Origin of the sequence: Corynebacterium tardum (genome assembly GCF_046717785.1) — a bacterium.
Classification (GTDB): Bacteria; Actinomycetota; Actinomycetes; order Mycobacteriales; family Mycobacteriaceae; genus Corynebacterium.
Window position 1 is genome coordinate 792,955 of sequence record NZ_CP177104.1, and the last position, 21,933, is coordinate 814,887.

Sequence of the window (21,933 nt, forward strand, 5' to 3'; positions counted from 1 at the left end):
TCACCACGCGCTCGCCTTCAGCAATGGGGTAGTGAAGAAGGTAGTCGATTCAGCGGAGTGCCCCTCACCCTCCGTCGGAAGAAGAGTGGTGGAGAAGGCTTCCACGTCACGGTCTACCTTGGCCGGAGAACCCTTGGTTTCGCCGCCTTCGATCTCCTCTAAGTCTGACTCGTAGGCGTTGAAGGTGCGCGGTGCTGCGCGGCTAAGCTCCTTGGCCAAGCTATCGGCGTCGGAGGCGTCGGCATAGGTGCCGCCGGTGGCGTCGGCAATGCACTGCAGTTCCTGCTGAGCCTCGGGCTCAACGTTGAAGCCGACGGTGTTGATGACCAGGTCGATACCCTGTTCCTTGAGTTCCTTCGCCACATCGCAGACCGGTGGCGGGGTACATGTCGCAACGCCATCCGAGACCAAGATGATGCTGCGCTGGCCTTCCTTTGGAAGCTCAGCCGCGGCCTTGCGCAGAGATTCACCGATGGGCGTAAAGCCGCGCGGTTGGAGGCCATCCATGTGGCCAATCATCTTCTCAGAATTGCCGGCCTCGGGTGGCGTTACCACGGTGATGTCCTGGCAACCGGCAGCTTCATCTTCAGGAGCCTCGCCGGTGTTCCCACCGTAGGTGACAAGTCCCAGAGGGGCGTCGTCCCCGGCTTCGGTGATGAAGGTGCGGGCGGCATCTTTGGCGGCGTCGATGCGGGTCTGGCCGCCGGCATCGTTGGTGATCATGGAACCGGAGGAATCGAAGACCACCATGGTCGGGGCCATGTCACTAGAAGCAGTGGGGGAGCTCGGCACGGAGCTACTAGTGGAGGTTGAGCGTGAATCTTCGGCGGTGGCGGTGAGGGGAAAGAGAACGCTTACGACGGAGAGAGCGACTGCTGCGAGGAAAAGAATCGCCGTGAGCAATGGTTTTGGTATGAAACGTGACTTTGTGTGCATGTGAGTTAAATTACACACAGGAGGCGATCTGCGCTTGGGAACGGGGAATACAGGGGGATTAACCCCCGTGCATTCCGTTTCCGTTTGCGTGTTTTAGGGGGCCTTAGAACAACCGGGTATACATCCGGTAAAGCGAGTCGAGCATGCTCTGAATGTTGTTGCGGACCGGGCTGTTCGGGTCCAGCGCCGCCACGCCGCCGGCGACAATCAGCGCGCTGATGGCGCCCAAGAGGAAGCCGATCACGCCGCCACGGGAGGAGGAGCACGAATCATCCGAGGACCCATCGGAGGAGCCCGCCGTGCTTGCCGACGCCCCCGCAGAGCCCTCGTCACAGTTCTCATCCGGCTTGGCTGGCTCATCTGGCTGGGAGGGATCCGAAGGCTCGGATGGCTCAGCAGTTTTGGTAGTGGTAATGGTCGTTGGCACCTTGGTGGTGATGGTCTTTTCCTCAGTGGTGGGCACCATCGAGGTCACCACCTTGGTGGTCTTTTTCGCAGGCAAGGTGGTGGTCACCGTAGTGGGGACCTCCTTGGTCTCCGTGGTGGTCACAGTAGTCGGAACCTCTGTGGTGACAACCTCAGTGGTGGTTTCCGGCGCTGGGGTAGTGGGGTCCTGCTCGCGCGGATCCACAATGGCGCGGTCGTTGTTCTTCAGTGTGACCTTATCTACCAGGTTTGGGTTGTTGGCGTTGTAGGTGCGGAAGGTGAGTTCATCACCGGTAACGTCGACGACCATGTAGTCCTCGTCGTAGTCTTGGCGCCAGAACGCCGTGGAGGCGTGCGGGAGGGCCGGGTCAATGTTTTCCATGCGGGCGTTGGGGTACTTCTGCCCGTCCTCACCCTGGAAGTCGTAGAACTTTCCGCCGCCTGCGGAGGTAGTGGTGATGTAGAGGACCTCGCCATCGTTGGGAGAGAGGACGTCGCCGCGCTTCGCGGGAGCCTTCACTGGCTCGAGGCCGTTCATGAGGTGGGTACGAGTGTAGATGTGGTCGTGGCCGCTGAGGACGGCATCGATGTCTAGCTCAGACATGACCGGAGCGAGTTTTTCACGGAGCTTGGTGACATCGCCATCGGTGTAGTGGGTGCCCTGGGAGAAGAAGGAGTGGTGCATACCCACGATGATCCAGTCGTTGAAGGCGCCGCGGTTCTCAATGGTCTTGCGCATGAACTCCGCGTGGCGCTCGATGTCCGCATCGCTGCTGGCGTTGGTGTCGAGCCCGAGGAAGAGCACGTTGTTGCGCTCAAAGTAGAAGTCCCGGACATCCGGCTCCTGGTTCGGGTTAATGAAGTGCTCATCGTAGTGCTTCATTGCCAGGTCCGACGGGTAGGTCTCGTGATTGCCCGGCAGCGCGTTGGTGGGCAGGTTACGGATCTCCGGGGAGGAGAAGTAACCGTCGTACTGCGCGAGGGTGGAGCCCCAGCCCTCAACCTGGTCGCCGAGGGACCAGATCATGCTGGCCTGAGGAGCATCGGCTACCGCCGTGCTGATGGTCTTGTTCCACTGCTCGGTTTGACCCTTGATGTCAGTACCGACGCCAATCTGTGCATCGGCGACGGTGACGAAGCTCCACTTTTCACCAAAGCTACCGGTATTAAAGGTCTCAGCCTCGGACCAGCCGCCTTTCTCGGAGCCGACGCGGTAGGTGTATTCGGTGTTTTCCTTCAGCCCCGTCGCGGTGGCGTAGTTGGAGACGTACGCAAGTGCGCCGCCGTCCTTTTCCTTTGCTTCAAAGGTCTGGGTTCCGTCGGGGCCGGTGACCTCGAGGACTTCCTTATCTGCTGGACCCTGGGTGCGCCACGAGACGATCACGGAGCTCTCAGTGCTGCCCGGCTGCAGAACCATGCGGGATACGGGGTTGGTCTGGGCCGTAGCGACGACAGGGACGCTGACCTGGGAGGTGATTGCCAGGGCAGCCGCAGTGATAACGGCTACGCCCGCGGAAGCAGGAGAAAAACTAAAACGCTTCATGATTGTTGTGTTATGCCTTTGTGCGAGAAATATCGGGAGTTTCAGGAGTGGGACGTGAGAGTGACTTTCTGCTAAGAAAACAGAGAATCAGACATGACTAAGACACAGAAACATCTCAAGGTGAACCCCTGGTTAAGTAGAATAAAAATCTGGGGAACATGCCCCCGATATGGGGGATAATGGGCGGGTTCTCGCGTTGAAATAGCAGTTTTGGTGAGCTTAAGTTTAGCCCCATGTCCCACGTAATCGGGTCCGCAGATACCCCGCACTCTTCAGAATCTTCAGAAACCTCTCAAACCTCATACTCTGGCACCTCTCGCTTCAACCGCCGCACCGCTCTGCGGTGGGGCGCTGTCGGCGCATCCACCGCGGCAGCGGGCTACGGCCTGTCCACCGCTGCGGCTCAGCGCGGCACCCCACGCCAATCCCCGCTGGAGACGTACAACCAGTACACCGGCGACCAGCTGCCCTTCCTGCACGGCGTTGCCTCCGGCGATCCGCTCCCCACCTCGGTGGTGTTGTGGACCCGTGTTACCCCGGACAGGGACGCCCTGCCCGGCTCCGGCATGGGAGAAGACGTGGAGGTGGCCTGGGAGATAGCCACCGATGAGGCGATGGGCTCTGTCGTGGCCCACGGCCAAGAGGTTGCCTCTGTCGAGCACGACCATACCGTTCACGTGGATCCCTTTGGACTGACCCCGGATACCGTGTACTACTACCGCTTCCAGGTGACCTCCGGGGAACACGCCGGGGCGTATTCGCCGGTAGGCCGGACCAAGACTGCGCCCGCCGTCGACGCCCAGGTAGAGAGCCTGAAGTTCGCCGTGGCCTCCTGTGCCAACTACGAATCGGGTTTCTTCAACGCCTACAAGGACATGGCGGAGCGCGGCCGTAGCGGAGAGCTCGACTTTGTGGTCTTCCTGGGAGACTACATCTACGAATACCCCACGGGGGAGTACGCAGGTAAAAGCGGTGTGGCGCGTGAGCACCAGCCGGTGTGGGAGATCGTCACGCTGGAGGACTACCGTATCCGCTACGGCCGCTACCGCACCGATGCGCACCTGCAGGCGGCGCACGGCGCCGCCCCGTGGGTCGTGGTGTGGGATGACCACGAAACCGCGAACAATTCCTGGCGCGATGGCGCGGAGAACCATACCCCCGGGTTTGTGGAAGGCGAGTGGACCCGCCGCTGGAACGACGCCCTGCAGGCTTATTACGAGTGGATGCCGCTGCGCCAAAAGCAGCTGAGCGAGGGCGGAAAGCTCTACCGCAACCTGCGGTTCGGCTCCCTCATGGAACTCACCATGATGGATCTACGCACCTACCGCGACCAGGAAACCACCTCCAGCAACTTCGGGGATCCCAACCGCACCATCGTGGGCAATGAGCAGCTGCAGTGGCTGCGGGACACCATTTCGATGTCGGACGCGACGTGGATGGTGATGGGCAACTCCGTGATGATGGCCCCCATGCGCCTACTCACCATCCCCGGCAACGACGCCGCCAACGAGGGCTTGCGCTTTGTGAAGGGCAATACCTCCGGCTTCGCGGTGAACTCGGATCAGTGGGATGGCTACACCGCCGACCGCGACCGTGTGCTGGAGGCGCTGGATGCCCGCGAGGGCAACTCCTTCTTCATCACCGGAGATATCCATTCGGAATGGGCCAACGACATCTACCTGCATGACAAGCGCGTGGCCTGCGAGCTGGTGACTACCTCCATTACGGCGCCGAATATCGACGAGATTCTCACCACCTACACGGGCATTTATCACGCGGAGGACAACTCCACGTCCTTGCTCATCGAGGACGCCATTAAGGGGGCCAACCCGTGGGTCAAGCACCTGGACTACGACTCCCACGGTTACGCAGTCGCGCACCTCTTTGCTGACCACGTGGATATGCACTACTACCGCGTCTCTGACGTGGAGGCTCCCGATGCCTCGGTGGCGCTCGCGGTGAGCAAGACGTGGAACCCCAAGGACGGATTCACCGCCTAGCTGGCATCGAGCGCTCGGAGGTAGAAGCAGCGAATGAGCGCGCGCCGCGGGATATCGAGCAGTGGGCGCAAAAACGTGAAGTGGGCGGGCTCCGATGAGGCGTCGACAAGCACGAGCGTGCGCCCGTCCCGCAGGCGCTCCACGGTGAAGGTCTCCTCGCCGCGCTCAAGGTGACCAGGAAGCGTGCCATACGTAAAACCGGCCCGGCCCTCGTCCCAGAACACGTCCACCACGCGGCAGCGCCAGTGCCACGGGCCGAGACCCAGGCTCACCTCGGCGCCCCGCTCCACAACCTGGTGGGTCGGGCGAACCCGGAACAGCCCGCTGCGCTGCAGGCCCCAATGGAAGAGCCGCTCAGCGGCAGTATCAAAGTCGGTATCGATGACGCGGGACATGCGCAGCCGCGGCATGCCGGCAGTGGAAGAATAGGACAGCGGTTGTGTCATGCGCGGCGTGTGGCCTAGGCGGGAGTGGACTCGCCGGCCTCATTCATGAGCCAGGCACACAATTGCTTTTGCGCGCGCTCCACGCCGCCGGGGTAGCTTTCCTCCAGCTCGAGCGTGACGCTATCAAAAATGCGCTCCGAAATGAGGTCCGCGCGCTCGCGGCTCAACTGACCGCGCAGCTCATCGAGCGGCACCTTGAGCTCCGTGTAGGGGCTGGGCCGAAAGTACCAGGAGCGCATGTCCTCGGCGTAGACCGTAATGACCGTCTTGTTCATGTGAGATTCCAGAACGACGTTGCCGAACACCAGCGACGTGAGTGACTTTGCTTCCATGGCCGCGAGTGTAATGAATTTATCTTCCCCGGCGCGCCGGGCGACGACTAATTCCAGCTAATTCGCGGTAACGGGCTGGATGGATAGGTAGTTGGCGTCGCCGGCACAGCCCTCCAAGCCGGGCACCGGGATGAAGGCACTTGCGGTTTCTCCCGGCGGGTAGACTCGGAGGCCATCGGCTGCCTGCGGCTGGCAGGAGGCGGGGTCGAGGACGCCGACGACGGTCATGTTCAGCCCCGCGCGGGCGGAGCCGCCGGGCTGGACCGTCACCGGGGACGCACCGCGCCCGGTCTCGCGCGCAGCGGCTGCTCCGAGCTGCGTGCCATCATTGTTGGTCACGGCGGACACGCCTGGGAAACCATCGAGCGTGCAGGGTTCGGTAGAGGTGTTGCGAAAGACGATATCTGCCAGGCGGGAGCCGGCCGCTCCCTGCTCATTGGCCAGGCTGACGTCTAGCTGGCTCGTGGCGCAGGAGCTGCCGCCCACCCCTGCGTGTACGGTCGTGCCACTGTCTTCCTCGGCTGATTCGGCCGGGTGCGGGGCGGAGCTTTCTGTGTGTGCCGTGCTTGCCGGTACCTCCGCAGCGTTAGCGCTCGCGCTTCCGGGCGCGGTCACAGTGGTGGTGACAGGGGAGTTCGTACCTGGCGAAGCGGGCTCGTCGTGGGAGCTCGCGCTGCAGCTAGCAAGCAGCACGGTCGCGCCACCGACGGCGAGGAAAGGGATGAGTCGCTGCGTAATCATGCCTTTGAGCCTAGTGCTTGTCCCGTTAGGTCAGGCTGGATTCAGGGAATGTTCTCTACAGTGCGGGGAAGACTTGATCGTTGAGGAGCGGGGCTACCGTTACGTCGGGCTGTGCGGGATCCACCCAGGCTAGCTCCGCAATGTCCTTGTCCGGATGAGCAACGCTAAGTTCCTCTTCGTAGACGTACACGTGGGCACAGATTTGATTCCCGCTCCGGTTGGCCGCGGGGGAGCAGTAGGTGCCCAAGCGGCGCAGCCGGCTTTCGTCGATGTCCACGCGCACCACGTCGTGGGCAATGAGGCGGGCAGCGAGGGCTGGATTTTCGGCTGCCGGAGTGCCCGGGGTGATGGAACCGAAGGGGAGGACGAACTCGGGCAGACCAGCGGTGCGGAGCACCATGACGCGTCCGTGACGATCACGGAGAACCACAGCGACAAGTTCGTTGCTCTTTGTCGAATCAGGAGTCTCAGCCATGGCCCTCATTCTAGTTCTCCGCGTCCGCCTCGGTGCCCAAAAATGGAGAGGGGGCACCCACAGTCTGTCAGTCTTGTAACGGCTTGGACACAGTCCCACATGATGCGATCCGGCGCCGCGGAGAGCGTGCCATCATGAGGAGGATTTCATAGACCAATACGAGAAGAAGTGAAAGAGGAATAGTTTAATGCGACGAATCCCGCACCTTAAGAAAGTCCTTGTGGGCTCGGCTTTCGCAGGTGCGTTTTTCCTGGGTAACCCGTCTGCCGGGGCCGAGGAACTCCCCACCCTCCCGGAGCTTGATTCGGCCGGCATCGTGGACCAGGTGCGCTCTGACCTGGCCACGGTTGGAATTCAGACCAAGCCGGTGGACATGCAGCTGACCGGTGCGCTGGATACCGCGGTGAATGACGCCGCTGATGCGTTTCATGCCACCGCCGCGCAGGTGAGCGAACAGGCTCAGCTGAACACGCAGGTACCGGCACAGCAGAACGTGCAGTATGCGGAAAACGCCGGGGTAGCTCTGGACGCCAAGTCCGGCGACCCGCTGACGAATCCGACCCCCATCGGGCTTTTGGAAGACGCCACCCAGCCGACGTTTGAGCCGAAGGGAACCGACCCGAACTACGTGTGGAAGAACGACCAGTTTTCCAAGATCGCGGCCATGAAGCCGCAGGCGGACTACGTGCTCCACCGCGTGCCGGGCTCCTTCTACGATGCGCCCAGCATCCCGGAGGAATCCAACGCCGCGATGACGGAGGGCAAGTCCCTCTACGGGCCGGGCACCCCGCTGTATATCCGGGAGGACACCATGTGCACGCTGACCGCAGCGGGCACCGACTCCCAGGGCCGCAAGGTGGGCATCACCGCCGGTCACTGTGGCGATGTCGGTGACCCAGTGTCCTCGGCAGACTCCTGGCAGGTGGGGCCGACCGGTACTGTGGCTGCACGCAATACCCAGCTGGATTACTCGGTCATCGAGTTCGGTTCCAAGGCTGAGATCTCCCGCAGCTACAACGGCGTTACCGCCAACGGTGTGGGTGGCACCACCAACCCGGGCGATGTCACCTGCAAGCAGGGCGTGGCTACCGGCCGCACGTGCGGCGTGACCTTCCAGCACGATGAGAAGATCACCGTCAACCAGGTATGCGCCATGGTGGGTGACTCCGGTGCGCCGGTCTTCCGCAACGGACGCATTGTCGGCACCGTATCCCGCGGCCTAGTCCCGGGGCTGCCGTCGTGCCGCACCCCGTGGCAGGGCGCGCTGCACAACCCGACCGTGGTGACGAACACCGACGCTATCTTGGCGGATCTGAACCGCCGCGAAGGCGTAGGTTCTGGTTTCACGCTTCCGGAGAACTAACCTCCGCGGGCGCGTGGTTGGGAGAGTACGTTTCTAACAAATAAGGCCCCAGATCCTTAAGGCGGGCTCAGGTGGTGAATGCATCTATACAGCTGGGAGGTTGTGTAGATGTCAGGTGACAAGAAGCTACGTGAGCAGTTTGTGGAGGCGTATCTGCATGATGCGCGTCCGATGCCATTGATCCTGAAGGAGTTGGGGGTTTCGAAAGCTCAGGCGAGGGCGTGGCGTCAGGCTGAGGGCCTTAGCCGTGCTCGGCGCCAGCGGAGTTTGGTTGACGAGCAGTATCAACACGTTGTTGCTTTGGTTGAAAGCGGCCGGTCTGTGCTCAGCGCAGTTAAAGAGGTCGGGTTCCCTCAGCGGTTGGCCTATAGCTACCTTGCCCAGGACGGGTTTGAGCTCGTCCAAGGCAACCGTGGTGGAACCGCACAACACCAGCGGGATCGCATCGCTAAAGCTTTACAGCTTGTTGATGCTGGCAAAAGCTATAAACAGGCCGGTCAGGTAGTTGATCGCAGTGATGCCACGGTTAAAGCGTGGCATCATAATCGCATGTCTGGGCGTTTGATACTCAATGATCATCCCACTGAATCCGAATCGAAGGTAGGACGCGGAAAGCGTCTTATCCGCCATGACCGAATAGCGATAGGCTACCTGCTTAAACAGGGGCTTACTCACCGTGAGATTGCAGCCCAACTGGGCCGCAACCAGTCGACGATTAGCAGGGAAATCGCCCGTGGGATGACTGAGCATGGCTACGATGCCCTCGTGGCACAAAAGCGGGCTGTGGACCGTTTAGCCAGGCCTAAACCCCGCAAACTCGATACCAACCCGCAGCTGCGTGCCTTGGTCATCGAGGGATTGAACACGAAGTGGTCGCCTGAGCAGATTTCGAACTATCTTGCCCGCTGCTTCAGTAAAGGTGGGGATATGTCAATTAGCCATGAAACCATCTACCAAGCTCTCTACATCCAAGCTAAAGGTGCTTTGCGCCACGAGCTGAAAGTAGAAAAAGCGCTGCGTTCTGGGCGGACCGGACGAAAGCCACAATCACGCCTGCCAGCCCGCGGTAATCGAAGCTGGATTGGTGAGGACTACCGCATCAGCGAGCGCCCTGCCAGCGTTGAAGACCGCGCTGTCCCAGGACATTGGGAAGGCGATCTCATCATCGGACAAGGAGGAAGCACTGCACTCGTGACCTGTGTGGAACGCAGTACTCGCTACACCATGATCCGCAAACTGGATGTTCATGATTCCGCCACAACTGTCGACAAGTTAATCGAGATGTTCACCGGCAAAATACGCAACATCACCAAGACTCTCACCTGGGACCAAGGCGTTGAATTAGCCCAAGTAGACAAGCTGAGCATCGCACGTGGACTAGCAGTCTACTTCTGTGATCCGCACTCGCCCTGGCAGCGCCCTACCAACGAAAACACTAACGGGCTAGTCAGAGACTTCCTACCTAAAGGAAGCGACTTTAGTACCCTGACCGACAAGGATGTCCAACACATTCAAGACCTTCTCAACGGGCGCCCCAGAAAGGTCCTCAACTGGTATAAACCCGAAGAGAAGATACAAGAACTATTCAAGTGATGCATCCACCACTTGAAACCGCCTAAGGATCTGGGGCCTTATTTGATCGAAGCGTCATCGGGCGCGACGTTGGGGCATGACTCTGGCGCGCGGCGCCGCGCGGGAGTTAGGAGAGGGCGGAGAGGGCGACGTCGTGAAGCTTGCCGTTGGTGGCTAGCGCAGAGCTGCCGTGCGGGCCCTCTTCGCCGCGTACGTTGGTGAACTGCCCGCCGGCTTCGGTGACGATGAGCGCCGGGGCGGCCAGATCCCAGAGGGAGACCTCCGGTTCGGCCGCGATGTCCACAGCGCCCTCGGCCACGAGGCAGTAGTTCCAAAAGTCGCCGTAGCCGCGCAGGCGCCACACCTTGTCGGTGAGGGAAATGAAGGTATCGCGCGTCGGGCCCCAGCCGGCCAGGGAGCTCATGGCCAGGGAAGCGTGCTCGAGCTGGGAGACCTCGGAGACGCGCAGGCGCTTCGGTTCGCCGCCGAAGACGCGGTAGGCGCCCGCCCCCTTGGCCGCGTACCAGCGGCGGCGCAGTGCGGGGGCGGAGATAACAGAGACGACGGGCACGCCGTCTTCCAGAAGCGCAATGAGGGTGGCCCACACGGGCACGCCGCGCACGAAGTTCTTCGTGCCGTCAATGGGATCGATGACCCACTGGCGGCCCTCGTAGCAGGCCTCGCCGCCGAACTCCTCACCCAAAACCTCATCGCGGGGGCGGGAGCGCTTCAGTGCGTCGCGGATGGCCTTCTCGCACGCCAAGTCGGCATCCGAGACCGGCGTCATATCCGGCTTGTCCTTGACCGACAAGTCAGCGGCCTCGAAGCGGTGCATCGTAATGGCATCCGCATGGCCGGCCATCTCTAGCGCTAGGCCCAGATCTTCCTTGAACTTACCCACGGAGCCATTCCTCCATCTGATCCACTACATGTTTGTTGCCAGCGATACACCATTCCACACCGCCGGCGGTGACCTTGCGCGCCGCGCCGCCGGCGGCGATGACCAGAGCCTGGCCCGGGTACCAGTCCCAGTCCTTCACGGAGTGCTGCATCCACGCACCCCAGGTGCCATCGGCTACGGAAGATAGGTCTACCGAGCCGGCGCCGAGCATGCGCACGGTAGCAAAGTGCGGGGCCACCTTCTCCCAGGCAGAAGAAATAGCGGGGTCAGTAATACAGGAGGGGTGCAGGTAGGTTGAGAGGCAGAGCTGTTCTGCCGGGGCGTCTTTAAGCAGGGTGACGTCCTTGCCGTCCCGGCTGGTGGGGAAGTCGCGGCCACCAAACCACGTGTAACCCATGGCGGGGCGGTGGACGGCGCCGAGGATGACCCCGGAAGCGTCGGTAAGCGCGAGCGCGGAGCACCAGTAATCGAAGCCGGAGGCGAAGTTATAGGTGCCGTCCACCGGGTCGATGACCCAGGTCCGGCCGGACTGGGACTCGCGGGCCGCGCCCTCTTCGCCCACGATGCCGTCCTCGCCGCGCAGGGCCTCAAGGACCCCGGCGACAAAGCGCTCGGCAGCAAAGTCGGCATCGGTAACGACGTCCGCGACGTCAGTCTTCTGCGACACGTCCACGCCCTGCTCGCGCAGGCGCCAGGCCAGGCGGCCGGCGTTATACACAAGCGCCTGGGCAAGGTGGGCGTCGGAGTCGTCGGCGTGGGCGACGATGAAGGTCTTAATGATCGCGTCGATCATCTCGGTGAGGCTTGGCTGGTCACTCATGCCGCCTATTGTCGCGCTAAACGCGGCCGATGGCTAATCAGAGGGCAAGAATTTGTAGAATAGGGGGCTATGCGTCCGGAACATACAGCACGACTCGAGGAACTTAGCGCCACCCTGACCTCCATTGAAAAGGTGATGGACCCGGAAGCGGTGGCAGAGCGCGTGCGCGAGCTGGAGGCCCAAGCAGGAGACCCCACGCTGTGGGACGACCCCGATCACGCGCAGAAGGTGACCTCGGCGCTCTCCGCGGAGCAGGCCAAGCTACGCAAGCTGTCCTCCCTGCGCGGGCGGATTGAGGACCTGCCCGTCATGGCGGAGCTGGCGGAGGAAGAGGGAGACGAGGCCTCGAAGGAACTGGTGGCCACCGAGCTAGAGGAGCTCGGAGAGGCCATCGAATCGCTCGAGGTCACCACCATGCTCTCCGGCGACTACGACGAGCGCGAAGCGGTGATCAATATCCGCTCCGGCGCCGGCGGCGTGGACGCCGCCGACTGGGCGGAGATGCTCATGCGCATGTACACCCGCTGGGCGGAAAAGAACGGGCACAAGGTGGACGTCTATGACATTTCCTACGCCGAAGAGGCCGGCATCAAGTCCGCCACCTTCGTGGTGCATGGGGACTACATGTACGGTCAGCTCTCTGTGGAGCAGGGAGCGCACCGCCTGGTGCGCATCAGTCCCTTCGACAACCAGGGCCGCCGCCAAACCTCGTTTGCGGAGGTGGAGGTCTTGCCCGTGGTGGAGCAGACGGACTCCATCGAGGTGCCGGACTCGGAGGTTCGCGTGGATGTCTACCGCTCCTCCGGGCCGGGTGGCCAGTCTGTCAATACCACGGACTCCGCGGTGCGCCTGACTCACATCCCGACGGGCATTGTGGTGACCTGCCAAAACGAGAAGTCCCAGATCCAGAACAAGGCGTCTGCCATGCGCGTGCTGCAGGCCAAGCTGTTGGAGCGCAAGCGCCAGGAGGAGCGCGCAGAGCTCGACGCCTTGGGCGCGGGCGGCAACGCTTCCTGGGGCAACCAGATGCGCTCTTACGTGTTGCACCCCTACCAGATGGTCAAAGACCTGCGGACAAACTACGAGGTGGGCGACCCGTCCAAGGTGCTCGACGGCGACATTGACGGCTTCCTGGAAGCGGGGATTCGCTGGAGGATGGCGGAGCAGCAGGCCTAGGCGCGCGCAGCGTTTGTTGCTAGTGTTGCTTGAGTGATCACTTTTGAGAATGTGTCCAAGGTCTACGAGACATCGACCAGACCGGCGCTCGATAACGTCTCCTTCGAGATAGCGGACGGCGAATTCGTCTTCGTCATCGGCCCGTCTGGCTCCGGCAAGTCCACCTTCCTGCAGCTCATGGTGCGTGAAACCAACGTATCCTCGGGCAATATCTACTTCGGGGATCTGCACGTCAACGCGCTCAAGGGCCGCCAGATTAACCAGCTGCGCCAATCCATCGGCTACGTGTTCCAGGACTTCCGCCTCCTTCCCAAGCTCAACGTCTACGACAACGTGGCGTTTGCGCTACAGGTCATTGGCAAGAAGAAGTCCCGCATTGCCAAGCAGGTCCCGGAGGTGCTCGACATGGTGGGCCTCGGTGCTAAGCAGCACCGCATGCCGCACGAGCTGTCCGGCGGTGAGCAGCAGCGTGTAGCGGTCGCCCGTGCCTTTGTGAACCGCCCGAAGCTGCTGCTTGCCGACGAACCCACGGGCAACCTCGATCCCGCCACGGCCGCGGAGATCATGTCCTTGCTCACCAAGATCAACCGCCGCGGAACCACCGTGGTGATGTCGACGCACAACGCGCGCGCTGTGAACGAGGCGCGTCAGCGCGTCATCGAGCTGCACAACGGCACCCTGGTGCGCGACGAGGCAAACGCGGTCTACGGGGAGGCGATCTAAATGAACCTGGGATTTGTTTTCCGCGAGGCCATCAAGGGCCTGGGGCGCAACATCACGATGACCATCGCCATGGTGATCACCACCGCCATCTCGGTGGCGCTGGTGGTCGCCGGCATCCTGGTCACGCAGATGACCAACGACACCAAGGACATCTACCTGGAGCAGGTGGAGGTCATGGTGCAGCTCAATGAGCAAATTTCTGCCGACGATCCGGAGTGCCAGGACCCGGCCTGTGCCGATTTGCAGAAGAAGCTTGAGTCGGACGACGCCATCGAGTCGGTGACCTACCGCAACCGCGCGGAGTCCTACGAGCGCTTCGTGGAGCTTTTCAAGGAGACCGATCCGGTCATGGTGGAGGAGACGTCCAAGGACGCGCTGCCCGCGGCCTTCCACGTGCGCCTTAAGGACCCGACGGACACCGCGCCTATCGACGCCGTGGCGGACAACCCCGCCGTCTCCGACATCATCGACCAGCAGGAGGACGTGCGCAGCGCCGCCGGCAACCTCGACGCCATCCGCAACGCCACCTTCATTCTCGCGGCAGTCATGGCCGTGGCCGCCATCATGCTCATTGCCAACATGGTGCAGATCGCCGCCTTCCAGCGGCAGCGAGAGACGGCGATTATGCGCATGGTAGGTGCCTCTCGCTGGATTACCCACGCGCCGTTCATCCTGGAAGCCGTCCTCGGTGCCCTGGGTGGTGTGGTGCTGGCCGGCGTGGGAATGTTGTTGGGCAAAAATCTGGTTGTGGACCCGGCGCTGAGCGGGCTCTACCAGCGCCAGCTGCTGGCCCCGATCACCTCCGGGGACCTGTGGACGGTCCTGCCCATCGTCGGCATCGTGGCGCTACTCTTCGCCGCGCTGACCGCGCAGGTCACCATGCGCGCCTACGTGCGGACCTAGGATCCGCTGCCACTCCGGCCGCGCAGCGCTTGGGGAGCGCCTACGGGGCGGCGGACCGGATGTGGCTTTTGCCTGGCCGTGGCGTAACATAGTTCGAATTATGGCGAAGAAGGCAAAGAAGAAAAAGGGGCAGTGGCCGATAACAACTCGACCCTGGCCACTAACCGACGTGCCCGCCACGACTACACCATCCTCGATACTGTCGAATGCGGCATGGTGCTCGTGGGCACCGAAATTAAGTCGATGCGCGAAGGCAAGATTTCCCTGACGGATGCCTTCGCCACCATCGACGACGGCGAGGTCTACATCCGCAACCTCCATATCCCGGAGTACTCCCAGGGAACGTGGACGAACCATTCGCCCAAGCGCACCCGCAAGCTGCTGCTGCACCGCCGCGAGATTGACAAGCTCATGGGCCAGGTGCGTGACGGCAACAAGACGCTGATCCCGCTCAAGGTTTACCTCAAGAACGGCCGCGCCAAGTGCGAGCTGGGGCTGGCCAAGGGTAAGCAGGATTACGACAAGCGCGAGGACATCAAGCGCCGCGATCAAAACCGCGATATCACCCGTGAGCTGGGCCGCCGCGTGAAGGGGATCAACGCCTAGCCATTGTGCGTCTAGCCTGGGTGCCATGATTTACACGGCAAAGGTACATGACGTTATTCACGGCGATGAGGAGCTGCGTGGGGACGCGGTGCTCGTCGATAAGCTCTGGCCCCGCGGCGTGGCCAAGCACCGCCTCGACTACGACCACTGGTTCAAGCACGTGGCCCCCAGCGTGGAGCTGCGGAAGTGGTGGGGGCACGACCCGGATAGCTTTGAGGAGTTTTCGCGGCGCTACCGCGCGGAGCTGGATGAGAACGACCACGCGGAGCTGGAGCAGTTGCGCCAGTGTGCCGCCGACGATGATGTCACCCTCCTCTTCGCCGCCAAGGACAGAGAAATTAACCACGCCGTCGTGCTGAAGGCGTGGCTGGAGGAGAATTAGGCGAAGAGCCCCCAAATAGTCGCGCCGACGGCGATGAGACCGGTGACGACCACGAAGTAGTTGCTCACGCGCCCGCGGAACTGCGCCAGGGCGTCGATGCGATGGATGGCGTACATCGGCAGCAGGTAGAGAATCGATGCGATGAACGGCCCGCCGATGGCCTCGATAAGGCCCAGGATCGAGGGGTCAATAATGGCCACCACCCAGGCGGAGACGAAGATGATGCCGTGCATGATGGAGTTGACCTGCTTCTCCGTGAGCTTCTTTGTAGCCTTCGGCGCCACGGTGCGCAGGAGGAAGTTGCCGCCCTCGGTCGCACCCAGCACGTGGCCGAAGTAGGAGGAGATGATGGCGATCATCGCGATGATGGGGGACAGGAAGGCCAGCACCGGAACACCCGTGACGTTGGCCAGGTAGGACAATACCGGCAGATTCTGCTCGCGGGCTTCAGCCAAGCCATCCGCGCCGAGGGTTAGCGTGCAGGACCACACGAAGAACATGGTGAATACGGTGAGCAGAATGGCGGTCAGCGCCAGCGCGCGCGAGGCGTTTTCGGAGCTCTTTTCACGGCCGTGCGCGGCCACCATGGCCAGGGAGAACTGGGAGATGGCGGGGGAGTGGTTAAAGGAGAAGACCAGCACCGGAATGATGAGTGCCACGGCACCCACCACGCGCCAGTCGTTGTTGCCGACCTCCATGAAGGAGGAGAAGTCCCAGCGCGGGATGAGGTAGATGGACAGCGCTCCCAAGCAGAAGATGAGCGGGTAGACCAAGAACTGCGTGACGGCCAGGACCATGCGCTGGCCAAACGTAAAGACGACGGTCATGATGCCGACAAGCAGGAAGGACAGCAGTGGTCGGGGCACAGACGGCCCATGCAGCTGGTTGACAATAAAGCTGTCCACCGTGTTGGTGATGGAAACGCCATAGATGAGCACGATGGGGAAGATGGCGCAGAAATACACCACCGAAATGACAAGTCCTGCGGTCTTGCCAAAGTAGTCCGTGACCACGGCGGTGATGTCCTCACCCTGGTGCGGGGAGGCGCAAATCATGCGGGCCAGACCACGGTGGGAGAAGTACGTCATCGGCCCGATGAGGATGGTGGCCACGAGCAACGGCCAGAAACCGAAACTGCCGGCGTTGATGGGGAGGAACAGGATGCCGGCGCCCACGGCGGTGCCGAAAAGGGATATAGCCCATTCAGTGTTGCTGGCTTGCTTGCCCGCGGACGCAGTGCCGTGCTTCTCGACGGTCGAACTCACTTCGCTACCTTTACTACCTTGAGGAGTGTGACTTGCACAGCTTAGCAATGAACGATTTGGCGCCGATCACAAGTGCAGCTTTATGAAATATCCAAGCCAGCCCAGGCCGGATAAGACAGGGTGGAAGGAGGGGGACGCTTCTTGCGGGAATAGGCCGCGGTGCAGTAGCCTTATACGAACCGTAGAGAGACCTCGAAGTCTTGCGAGTCTTTCTGCGTCGCTTTCACAGCGATGTGCAGTCACGGTGACGTGAATCAAGGGGTCGACTTGGTTTCGACTTCGTACATTGAGCCAGGGGAAGCGTGCCGGTGCAGGCTAGAGACCACCGTTAAGCGTCGTAGCAACCAATAAACGCAGAGAAGAACTCTCAGCGTGACTACGCCCTCGCTGCCTAATTACAGCGACGCGTGTCTGTCAGCCTAGGTTTGGTTCCTGACCTAGATCCTGGCATCGACTAGGGAACTTGCCTGACCGGTTTGTTGTTCGGCCGGTTGGGGACTTCTAGAGCAACTGGGCCCATCATCCGGAGCGTGTTTGCCCGAGCCGGAGGGCCGAGTAGAGATCCTGTGCAGACTGCGCACGGAGAAGCCCTGGCAAGGTGACGAAGGACCCGGGTTCAATTCCCGGCGGCTCCACCGAGGCCCCTCATTTGTTTTAGCAGGTGAGGGGCTTTTTCTATGCCGCGTCGGCGGGCTTGTCGCCCTCTGTGACTAACCGGTGACTAACGGGGGCCTGGAACAAGATGGCGTCCATCGCCTCGGCAATTGTCCCCAGGTCATGCGGGAACAAGTGGCCGTACTGGTCCAACGTCATCATTGCCGACTTGTGCCCCAGCTGCTGCTGAACCACCTTCACGTTAGCGCCGGAGGAAATCAGCAGCGAAGCAGCTGTGTGCCGGAGGCTGTGAACCGCTAAGTGTGCAGGGAACGTGGAATCGGCTGCGTGGCACCTCGACACGGCGGCTCCCAGCCAGTGTTCTGGACGAGGTGGTTTCAGGGGCCCGCCCTTGCGCGGGGCCTCCCATAGTAGGGCGTCGTGTGGTTTACCTTCGGCCAGGGCGAACAAATCTTGCTCGACCTTAGGCGGCACTGCGACAGTTCGCATAGCGTGCCCCTTGAGGTCAGTCAGTACCGACTTGTTCCCTGCTTTTGAATAGGCTCGTCGCAGCCGGACGACGCCGTCTCCGACTAAGTCCATGGGGCGCAGCGCGGCGGCTTCACCGAAACGTACTCCAGAAGTGACGAGGAACCAGAATAAGGTCTTATAGAATTCGGGCACCTCGTCCGCGAGGGCGTGCACCTGGTCGGCAGTCAAATAGACCTTCTCGGTCACTGGCGTGCGCGGTAGCTTGACATGGTTTCGCGCTGGATTGTCGTAAATCCGGCGTTCATTAACTGCAATGTCCAGGACAGCTTGGAGAACTCCGAGGTTTGTCCGGATAGTCTTAGCGGCCAGGGGCTTGTCGCGCTCCACCTGTTGGTTTATCCACGCTTGGATACCGGCGGGCGTGATGTCTTTAACCTTCACGTCTCCCCAGTAGGGCTTGACGTGCGTAAAGTAGGCGGACTCCTGGCGCTCCCGCCAGCTGACTGAGCTAGATATCAGCGAGGAGCGCCAGGCCTTGGCCACCTCTGCCAGGGGGACCAGTCCGGCGGAGTAGGGCACGAACGAACCTGTCGCCTTGTCCACCTCGACAGTGGCAGCAAAACGTCGGGCCTCTCGCTTGGTCTTGAACCCTCGTTTGCCGGTGAGCTTGCCGTCCGGTTTGGCGTACTGGACGCGGTAGCGCGTGGAACCGTCCTTTAGCGTGTACTGATCAATCGTCGCCAAGACGGCCTTCTTCCTGGGCCTGGCGCAGCTCGTCCAGGAGCTTACCAGATACGCGGCCCTTCTTCTGTGGGCTAGCGCCCTCTCCGGCCAGGCGGTCGCGACGGGCTTCAATAGCTTCGCCCCACAATTGCTGGGACCAGTCCTGCAGCTGCTCTGCCGTGGTTCCCAGTTTGGAGGCCAGGCGCTCCTCGCCGGGCGTAACTAGGGCTGGAAGCCTGTCCATTAGGTTGAGGATTCCCTGGGCGCTTTCGAAACCTCTCTTTAGTACCTCTGGGTCTCCGGTTTCGAACCATGCCAGCACGTCCGAGACGAACAAGTAAGACCCCTCTGACCACTGGACGAGCTTATCTACGCCCCAGTAGTCCTCCTCGTTGTGGAATACCCCAGTTTGGGTCTCCTCGTCCCACTCGTCCCAGTGTTCGTTTGGGTTGAAGCTCGGGTCGAAACCTAGGAGTTCGTGCAATTCGACCTTGCGCCCGAGCAGGTTAGAAAGGCCCAGTTGGAGCAGCGTTAGCGTTTCGATGGTCATGCGGGCGTTGCCGCGTTCAAACGAGCCGATGGAACCGGCTCCCCACCTCACGCCATAAGGGCGGGCGGCGGTAATTAGGTCGAACATTGGGTAATCAGACCGTAAGCGGTGGAGGTTCTTTCCGACTACTTCGGCCAGTGTGGGGATACTTCGATTTTTTGCCATGAACAGAGGTTAACACGTTGCGAACTTGTGAACAAACAGGCGTGCGTGCTTTACTAAGAAACGCGGGCACAGGTTCGCAACGTTTGAATTTCTCAAAGGAGGGCTAATGGACGCCAAGTTCATGACAACAAAAGACCTGATGGAGATGTTTCCAGGTTCGTCTAAGGCGTACTGGTGCAAACTACGCCGCGAGGGCACTGGCCCCCGCTCGATAAAGGTGGGGCACCGCGTGTACTACCGCCCCGAGGACGTCAACGCCTGGATTGAATCCAATATGCGAGAGGTCGCGTGATGGAGAGGAACTGGTGCAGAAATGCGTCGTCCTGGCGACTGGCTGCGATTGCAACAGGGGGCGATATCCATCACTTCTAAGAGCTGTTTCAAGTCAGAAATGGATGAAGCCCCGCCTGTGGACGCAGGCGAGGCTCCAGAAAGGATAAGAAATGTCAAAGATTCCTAAACCCGATTTTACCAGGGAGAACAACCCGAAACAACCTCGGCCCATGCTGGAGCTGGCACTTTGGTACGCCAACCAAGGAATCGCGGTGTTCCCCCTCAGGCCAGGGCGAAAAGACCCGGTGCTGCCAGGAGGTTTCAAGAACGCGACGCGCGACGAGGTGCAGATTCGGGACTGGTGGACCCAGTACCCGCAAGCCAACATCGGCGGGCACCCTGGGGCGGACCAGGTCGTGCTCGACGTGGACGGACCGGACCACAACGACCGGGACGACGCGCCTAACGGTTTCGAGTCGCTGGACGGGCGGGAGCTGCCGGAGACCTTCAAGTGCTACACCGGTAACGGTGGTGAACATCACTGGTTTAGCCTGCCTGGCACCGAGGAGGAGTGGTCAACCTATAAGACCACCCAGGCCAGAGCGCTACCTGGTGTGGACCTGCGCGGTGCGAAGGGCTACGCCGTGCTGCCAGGGTCGATTCATCCGAACGGCCAGCCCTACTTGCTGGACGTTGACGGCGAGAAGGTGGACCCTCGCACCCTGGACGAGCTGCCTGCGCTCCGTGGTATCCCCGTGGCTCCCGGCTGGCTTCTCGACCTGTGCCGGGGCACCAGTACCGGCCAGGCCACGAAAGAGCGCGGGAAGGCCAAGGAGACCCTGCAACAGCTACTAAACAACCCGCCCGAGGAGGGCGGGCGCAACGACTGGTTGACTAGGGTTGCTGGCCACTATGCGCACAAGTACGCGCAAGACCGGGACAAATATGACCGCTGCATCGCGGACGCGGCCAACAAAACCACCCCGCCCATGGACCAAGACGAGGTCGCCCGAGTGGCGGAGTCTATTTGGACAACTGAACAGGACCGGCGGCAGTTTGAATTCGAGCGCTTGGAAGAAGAAGGGCGACTCGCTCCGCCTCCAACTGACCCGGTGGCTGTCGTGCGGTGGCTAGTGCCTCGGACATGGCAGCATGAGGGCTTAAAAACTCTCATTCGCTGGAATGGAGAGTTCTACCACTGGCGCGGCGACTGGTGGGAGGTCTATCAACCAGAGAAATTGACTGCTACCATCACCGCCGCCCTGGAGCATGTCTACTACAACCACCCGAAGAATGGCCTAGTGCCCTGGGCACCGACTCGGGCGAAGGTGGGCGAGGTCGTCTACGCACTGATAAACACGCTGCAAATCGACCTGGATGTGGATAACGGTCGAGCTTGGATTGCGGAGCCTACATGCGACGCTGCCGCCATCGACCTGTTGCCAGTCAAGAACGGACTGCTGAACCTACGCACCCGCGAGCTGGTGCCAGCGACTCCGGCGCTGTTTGCCACCTGGGGCACGCCTTACGAGTACGACCCCGAGGCGAAGGCCGAGCACTGGGCAGAATTCATCGGCCAGGTCTACGAGCCGTTGACGGCGAAGGCTCTGCAGGAGTGGTTCGGCTACCTGCTATCCGGTGAGACGAACATGCAAAAGATGTTTTGGCTCTGGGGCGCTCCAGGCTCGGGCAAGGGGACTACGCACCGAATTCTGGAACGACTTCTAGGTTCAGACTTCGCCAACACGACGGTTGGGGCAGAGATTGGCGACCTGCGTACCGAGTTCGGCGCGATGCACTGGCCGGGCAAAAGCCTGGTTACGTTTACTGACTCCGCCTCGGGCCTGTACGCCGGAGGCCAGGGGTTGGCCCGCCTGAAGTCGTTCACCGGCGGCGACCGGGTCTCAATCAACCGTAAGAACTCCGGCTATTGGCAGGGCGTCCCATCATTCCGTCTGATGTTCCTCTCGAATGAGCCGCCAGCCTGGTCCGGCGACGCCAAGCCGATGGTCCGCCGCCTAATCGTTGGTCGAACCACGGGCGAGCGCGTCGAGGGAGACCAGGATTTGGAGACCCAGTTCGTGACCGAGATGCCCGGTGTGTTGAACTGGGCGCTCGAAGGGTTGCGGCGTCTGCGTGAAACTGGTGAGTTCAGCGAGCCGGAGACCCAGGCCGAGGACTTGGAAACCATGACACACTCGGGGTTAACAGTGGCCGAGTTCTTTAGCGAGTGCTTCGTGGATGCCAAGAACCCCGACGGCACCTCGACTTACACGAACGCGGAACTCTACGAGCGGTACAAGCGCTGGTGGGAGACCGAAGGCGGACACACAAAACCGTTGAACTCACACGCGTTCTATAACGCAGTGACTGCTCTCAACGACCCCACCATCGTCACTGCCTACGTAAAAGAGAACGGCAAACGCGTGCGCAAGGTGTCGGTGGTTGGGCGTCTCCTGGAACGCGAGCCACACCCCGCCTACGGCCCCTAGCGCAGGGAGGGGAGGGGGTCTGCAGTGGGAACAC

Annotated in this window: 21 protein-coding genes and 1 other RNA gene; 11 read left to right on the forward strand and 11 right to left on the reverse strand. The window is 61.4% G+C overall.

All coding sequences use genetic code 11. The annotated features are described in order from the left end of the window. Window positions 1–792, reverse strand: a complete 792-nt coding sequence (locus ACLI1P_RS03870; RefSeq protein ID WP_408931834.1) for a vWA domain-containing protein — start codon at window positions 790–792, stop codon at window positions 1–3. Between the two features lie 247 nt (window positions 793–1,039). Further along, a complete protein-coding gene (locus ACLI1P_RS03875; protein ID WP_411709448.1) occupies window positions 1,040–2,905 on the reverse strand; it encodes a fibronectin type III domain-containing protein in 1,866 nt (621 codons plus the stop codon). Between the two features lie 233 nt (window positions 2,906–3,138). On the opposite strand from ACLI1P_RS03875, the gene ACLI1P_RS03880 reads away from it, so the two are divergent. Beyond that, on the forward strand, window positions 3,139–4,905 hold the full coding sequence (locus ACLI1P_RS03880; protein ID WP_411709449.1) for an alkaline phosphatase D family protein: 1,767 nt from the start codon (window positions 3,139–3,141) through the stop codon (window positions 4,903–4,905). Here the strand turns inward: ACLI1P_RS03880 and ACLI1P_RS03885 are convergent. Genes ACLI1P_RS03885 through ACLI1P_RS03900 form a run of 4 tightly spaced genes read right to left on the reverse strand, consistent with a single transcriptional unit; the run spans window position 4,902 to window position 6,899 of the window. Then, the gene (locus ACLI1P_RS03885) at window positions 4,902–5,351 is read right to left on the reverse strand and encodes a DUF1990 domain-containing protein (RefSeq protein ID WP_408931831.1); all 450 of its coding nucleotides are present in this window, start codon (window positions 5,349–5,351) and stop codon (window positions 4,902–4,904) included. The genes ACLI1P_RS03880 and ACLI1P_RS03885 overlap by 4 nt on opposite strands. A gap of 14 nt (window positions 5,352–5,365) precedes the next feature. Next, the gene (locus tag ACLI1P_RS03890; protein ID WP_411709450.1) at window positions 5,366–5,683 is read right to left on the reverse strand and encodes a hypothetical protein; all 318 of its coding nucleotides are present in this window, start codon (window positions 5,681–5,683) and stop codon (window positions 5,366–5,368) included. 57 nt (window positions 5,684–5,740) lie between these two features. Further along, on the reverse strand, window positions 5,741–6,424 hold the full coding sequence (locus tag ACLI1P_RS03895) for a DUF4232 domain-containing protein (RefSeq protein ID WP_411709451.1): 684 nt from the start codon (window positions 6,422–6,424) through the stop codon (window positions 5,741–5,743). Between the two features lie 55 nt (window positions 6,425–6,479). Then, on the reverse strand, window positions 6,480–6,899 hold the full coding sequence (locus ACLI1P_RS03900) for an NUDIX hydrolase (protein ID WP_411709452.1): 420 nt from the start codon (window positions 6,897–6,899) through the stop codon (window positions 6,480–6,482). 187 nt (window positions 6,900–7,086) lie between these two features. Between ACLI1P_RS03900 and ACLI1P_RS03905 the strand changes: the two genes are divergently transcribed. Then, window positions 7,087–8,262, forward strand: a complete 1,176-nt coding sequence (locus tag ACLI1P_RS03905; protein WP_411709453.1) for a S1 family peptidase — start codon at window positions 7,087–7,089, stop codon at window positions 8,260–8,262. Between the two features lie 108 nt (window positions 8,263–8,370). Continuing rightward, window positions 8,371–9,855 carry an IS30 family transposase gene (locus tag ACLI1P_RS03910; RefSeq protein WP_411709160.1) on the forward strand — a complete coding sequence of 495 codons (1,485 nt, stop codon included), beginning with the start codon at window positions 8,371–8,373 and terminating at the stop codon, window positions 9,853–9,855. 106 nt (window positions 9,856–9,961) lie between these two features. Here the strand turns inward: ACLI1P_RS03910 and hisN are convergent, their stop codons facing one another. Both hisN and ACLI1P_RS03920 read right to left on the reverse strand, forming a co-directional pair. Beyond that, entirely contained in the window at window positions 9,962–10,735 is a 774-nt protein-coding gene (gene hisN / locus ACLI1P_RS03915) for a histidinol-phosphatase (protein ID WP_411709454.1), read from the reverse strand. After that, a complete protein-coding gene (locus ACLI1P_RS03920; RefSeq protein ID WP_296134692.1) occupies window positions 10,728–11,555 on the reverse strand; it encodes an inositol monophosphatase family protein in 828 nt (275 codons plus the stop codon). The genes hisN and ACLI1P_RS03920 overlap by 8 nt, the downstream gene beginning before the upstream one ends. Before the next feature lie 69 nt (window positions 11,556–11,624). On the opposite strand from ACLI1P_RS03920, the gene prfB reads away from it, so the two are divergent. From prfB to ACLI1P_RS03945, 5 genes are all read left to right on the forward strand, one after another. Beyond that, entirely contained in the window at window positions 11,625–12,731 is a 1,107-nt protein-coding gene (gene prfB, locus ACLI1P_RS03925) for a peptide chain release factor 2 (protein WP_296134690.1), read from the forward strand. A gap of 33 nt (window positions 12,732–12,764) precedes the next feature. Then, the gene (gene ftsE / locus ACLI1P_RS03930; protein ID WP_296134689.1) at window positions 12,765–13,454 is read left to right on the forward strand and encodes a cell division ATP-binding protein FtsE; all 690 of its coding nucleotides are present in this window, start codon (window positions 12,765–12,767) and stop codon (window positions 13,452–13,454) included. Next, entirely contained in the window at window positions 13,455–14,357 is a 903-nt protein-coding gene (ftsX, locus tag ACLI1P_RS03935) for a permease-like cell division protein FtsX (RefSeq protein WP_296134688.1), read from the forward strand. 132 nt (window positions 14,358–14,489) lie between these two features. Then, the gene (gene smpB / locus ACLI1P_RS03940; RefSeq protein WP_408931822.1) at window positions 14,490–14,963 is read left to right on the forward strand and encodes an SsrA-binding protein SmpB; all 474 of its coding nucleotides are present in this window, start codon (window positions 14,490–14,492) and stop codon (window positions 14,961–14,963) included. 25 nt (window positions 14,964–14,988) lie between these two features. Then, on the forward strand, window positions 14,989–15,345 hold the full coding sequence (locus ACLI1P_RS03945; RefSeq protein ID WP_296134686.1) for a DUF488 domain-containing protein: 357 nt from the start codon (window positions 14,989–14,991) through the stop codon (window positions 15,343–15,345). Here ACLI1P_RS03945 and ACLI1P_RS03950 read toward each other — a convergent pair. Continuing rightward, a complete protein-coding gene (locus ACLI1P_RS03950; RefSeq protein ID WP_408931820.1) occupies window positions 15,342–16,610 on the reverse strand; it encodes a septum formation initiator in 1,269 nt (422 codons plus the stop codon). The genes ACLI1P_RS03945 and ACLI1P_RS03950 overlap by 4 nt on opposite strands. Window positions 16,611–16,868: 258 nt before the next feature. Here ACLI1P_RS03950 and ssrA point away from each other — a divergent pair. Next, window positions 16,869–17,248, forward strand: a transfer-messenger RNA (tmRNA) gene (gene ssrA / locus ACLI1P_RS03955). 37 nt (window positions 17,249–17,285) lie between these two features. Here ssrA and ACLI1P_RS03960 read toward each other — a convergent pair. After that, the gene (locus ACLI1P_RS03960) at window positions 17,286–18,440 is read right to left on the reverse strand and encodes a tyrosine-type recombinase/integrase (RefSeq protein WP_411709455.1); all 1,155 of its coding nucleotides are present in this window, start codon (window positions 18,438–18,440) and stop codon (window positions 17,286–17,288) included. Beyond that, window positions 18,427–19,056: a hypothetical protein gene (locus ACLI1P_RS03965; RefSeq protein ID WP_411709456.1), complete on the reverse strand. Its 630-nt coding sequence runs from the start codon at window positions 19,054–19,056 to the stop codon at window positions 18,427–18,429. The genes ACLI1P_RS03960 and ACLI1P_RS03965 overlap by 14 nt, the downstream gene beginning before the upstream one ends. A 184-nt stretch (window positions 19,057–19,240) precedes the next feature. Here ACLI1P_RS03965 and ACLI1P_RS03970 point away from each other — a divergent pair, with 184 nt between their 5' ends. Both ACLI1P_RS03970 and ACLI1P_RS03975 read left to right on the forward strand, forming a co-directional pair. After that, entirely contained in the window at window positions 19,241–19,426 is a 186-nt protein-coding gene (locus ACLI1P_RS03970) for a helix-turn-helix domain-containing protein (protein WP_144675412.1), read from the forward strand. A gap of 151 nt (window positions 19,427–19,577) precedes the next feature. Further along, window positions 19,578–21,899 (forward strand): phage/plasmid primase, P4 family, encoded by a 2,322-nt coding sequence (locus ACLI1P_RS03975; RefSeq protein WP_411709457.1) that lies wholly within the window; start codon window positions 19,578–19,580, stop codon window positions 21,897–21,899. Window positions 21,900–21,933: the final 34 nt, after the last annotated feature.

Bases quoted from the DNA above. Each gene is read 5' to 3' on its own strand.
- ACLI1P_RS03875 (WP_411709448.1), bottom strand. From the start codon at position 2,905: ATGAAGCGTTTTAGTTTTTCTCCTGCTTCCGCGGGCGTAGCCGTTATC.
- ACLI1P_RS03880 (WP_411709449.1), top strand. From the start codon at position 3,139: ATGTCCCACGTAATCGGGTCCGCAGATACCCCGCACTCTTCAGAATCT.
- ACLI1P_RS03885 (WP_408931831.1), bottom strand. From the start codon at position 5,351: ATGACACAACCGCTGTCCTATTCTTCCACTGCCGGCATGCCGCGGCTG.
- ACLI1P_RS03890 (WP_411709450.1), bottom strand. From the start codon at position 5,683: ATGGAAGCAAAGTCACTCACGTCGCTGGTGTTCGGCAACGTCGTTCTG.
- ACLI1P_RS03895 (WP_411709451.1), bottom strand. From the start codon at position 6,424: ATGATTACGCAGCGACTCATCCCTTTCCTCGCCGTCGGTGGCGCGACC.
- ACLI1P_RS03900 (WP_411709452.1), bottom strand. From the start codon at position 6,899: ATGGCTGAGACTCCTGATTCGACAAAGAGCAACGAACTTGTCGCTGTG.
- ACLI1P_RS03905 (WP_411709453.1), top strand. From the start codon at position 7,087: ATGCGACGAATCCCGCACCTTAAGAAAGTCCTTGTGGGCTCGGCTTTC.
- ACLI1P_RS03910 (WP_411709160.1), top strand. From the start codon at position 8,371: ATGTCAGGTGACAAGAAGCTACGTGAGCAGTTTGTGGAGGCGTATCTG.
- ACLI1P_RS03920 (WP_296134692.1), bottom strand. From the start codon at position 11,555: ATGAGTGACCAGCCAAGCCTCACCGAGATGATCGACGCGATCATTAAG.
- prfB (WP_296134690.1), top strand. From the start codon at position 11,625: ATGCGTCCGGAACATACAGCACGACTCGAGGAACTTAGCGCCACCCTG.
- ftsX (WP_296134688.1), top strand. From the start codon at position 13,455: ATGAACCTGGGATTTGTTTTCCGCGAGGCCATCAAGGGCCTGGGGCGC.
- ACLI1P_RS03945 (WP_296134686.1), top strand. From the start codon at position 14,989: ATGATTTACACGGCAAAGGTACATGACGTTATTCACGGCGATGAGGAG.
- ACLI1P_RS03965 (WP_411709456.1), bottom strand. From the start codon at position 19,056: ATGTTCGACCTAATTACCGCCGCCCGCCCTTATGGCGTGAGGTGGGGA.
- ACLI1P_RS03970 (WP_144675412.1), top strand. From the start codon at position 19,241: ATGGACGCCAAGTTCATGACAACAAAAGACCTGATGGAGATGTTTCCA.
- ACLI1P_RS03975 (WP_411709457.1), top strand. From the start codon at position 19,578: ATGTCAAAGATTCCTAAACCCGATTTTACCAGGGAGAACAACCCGAAA.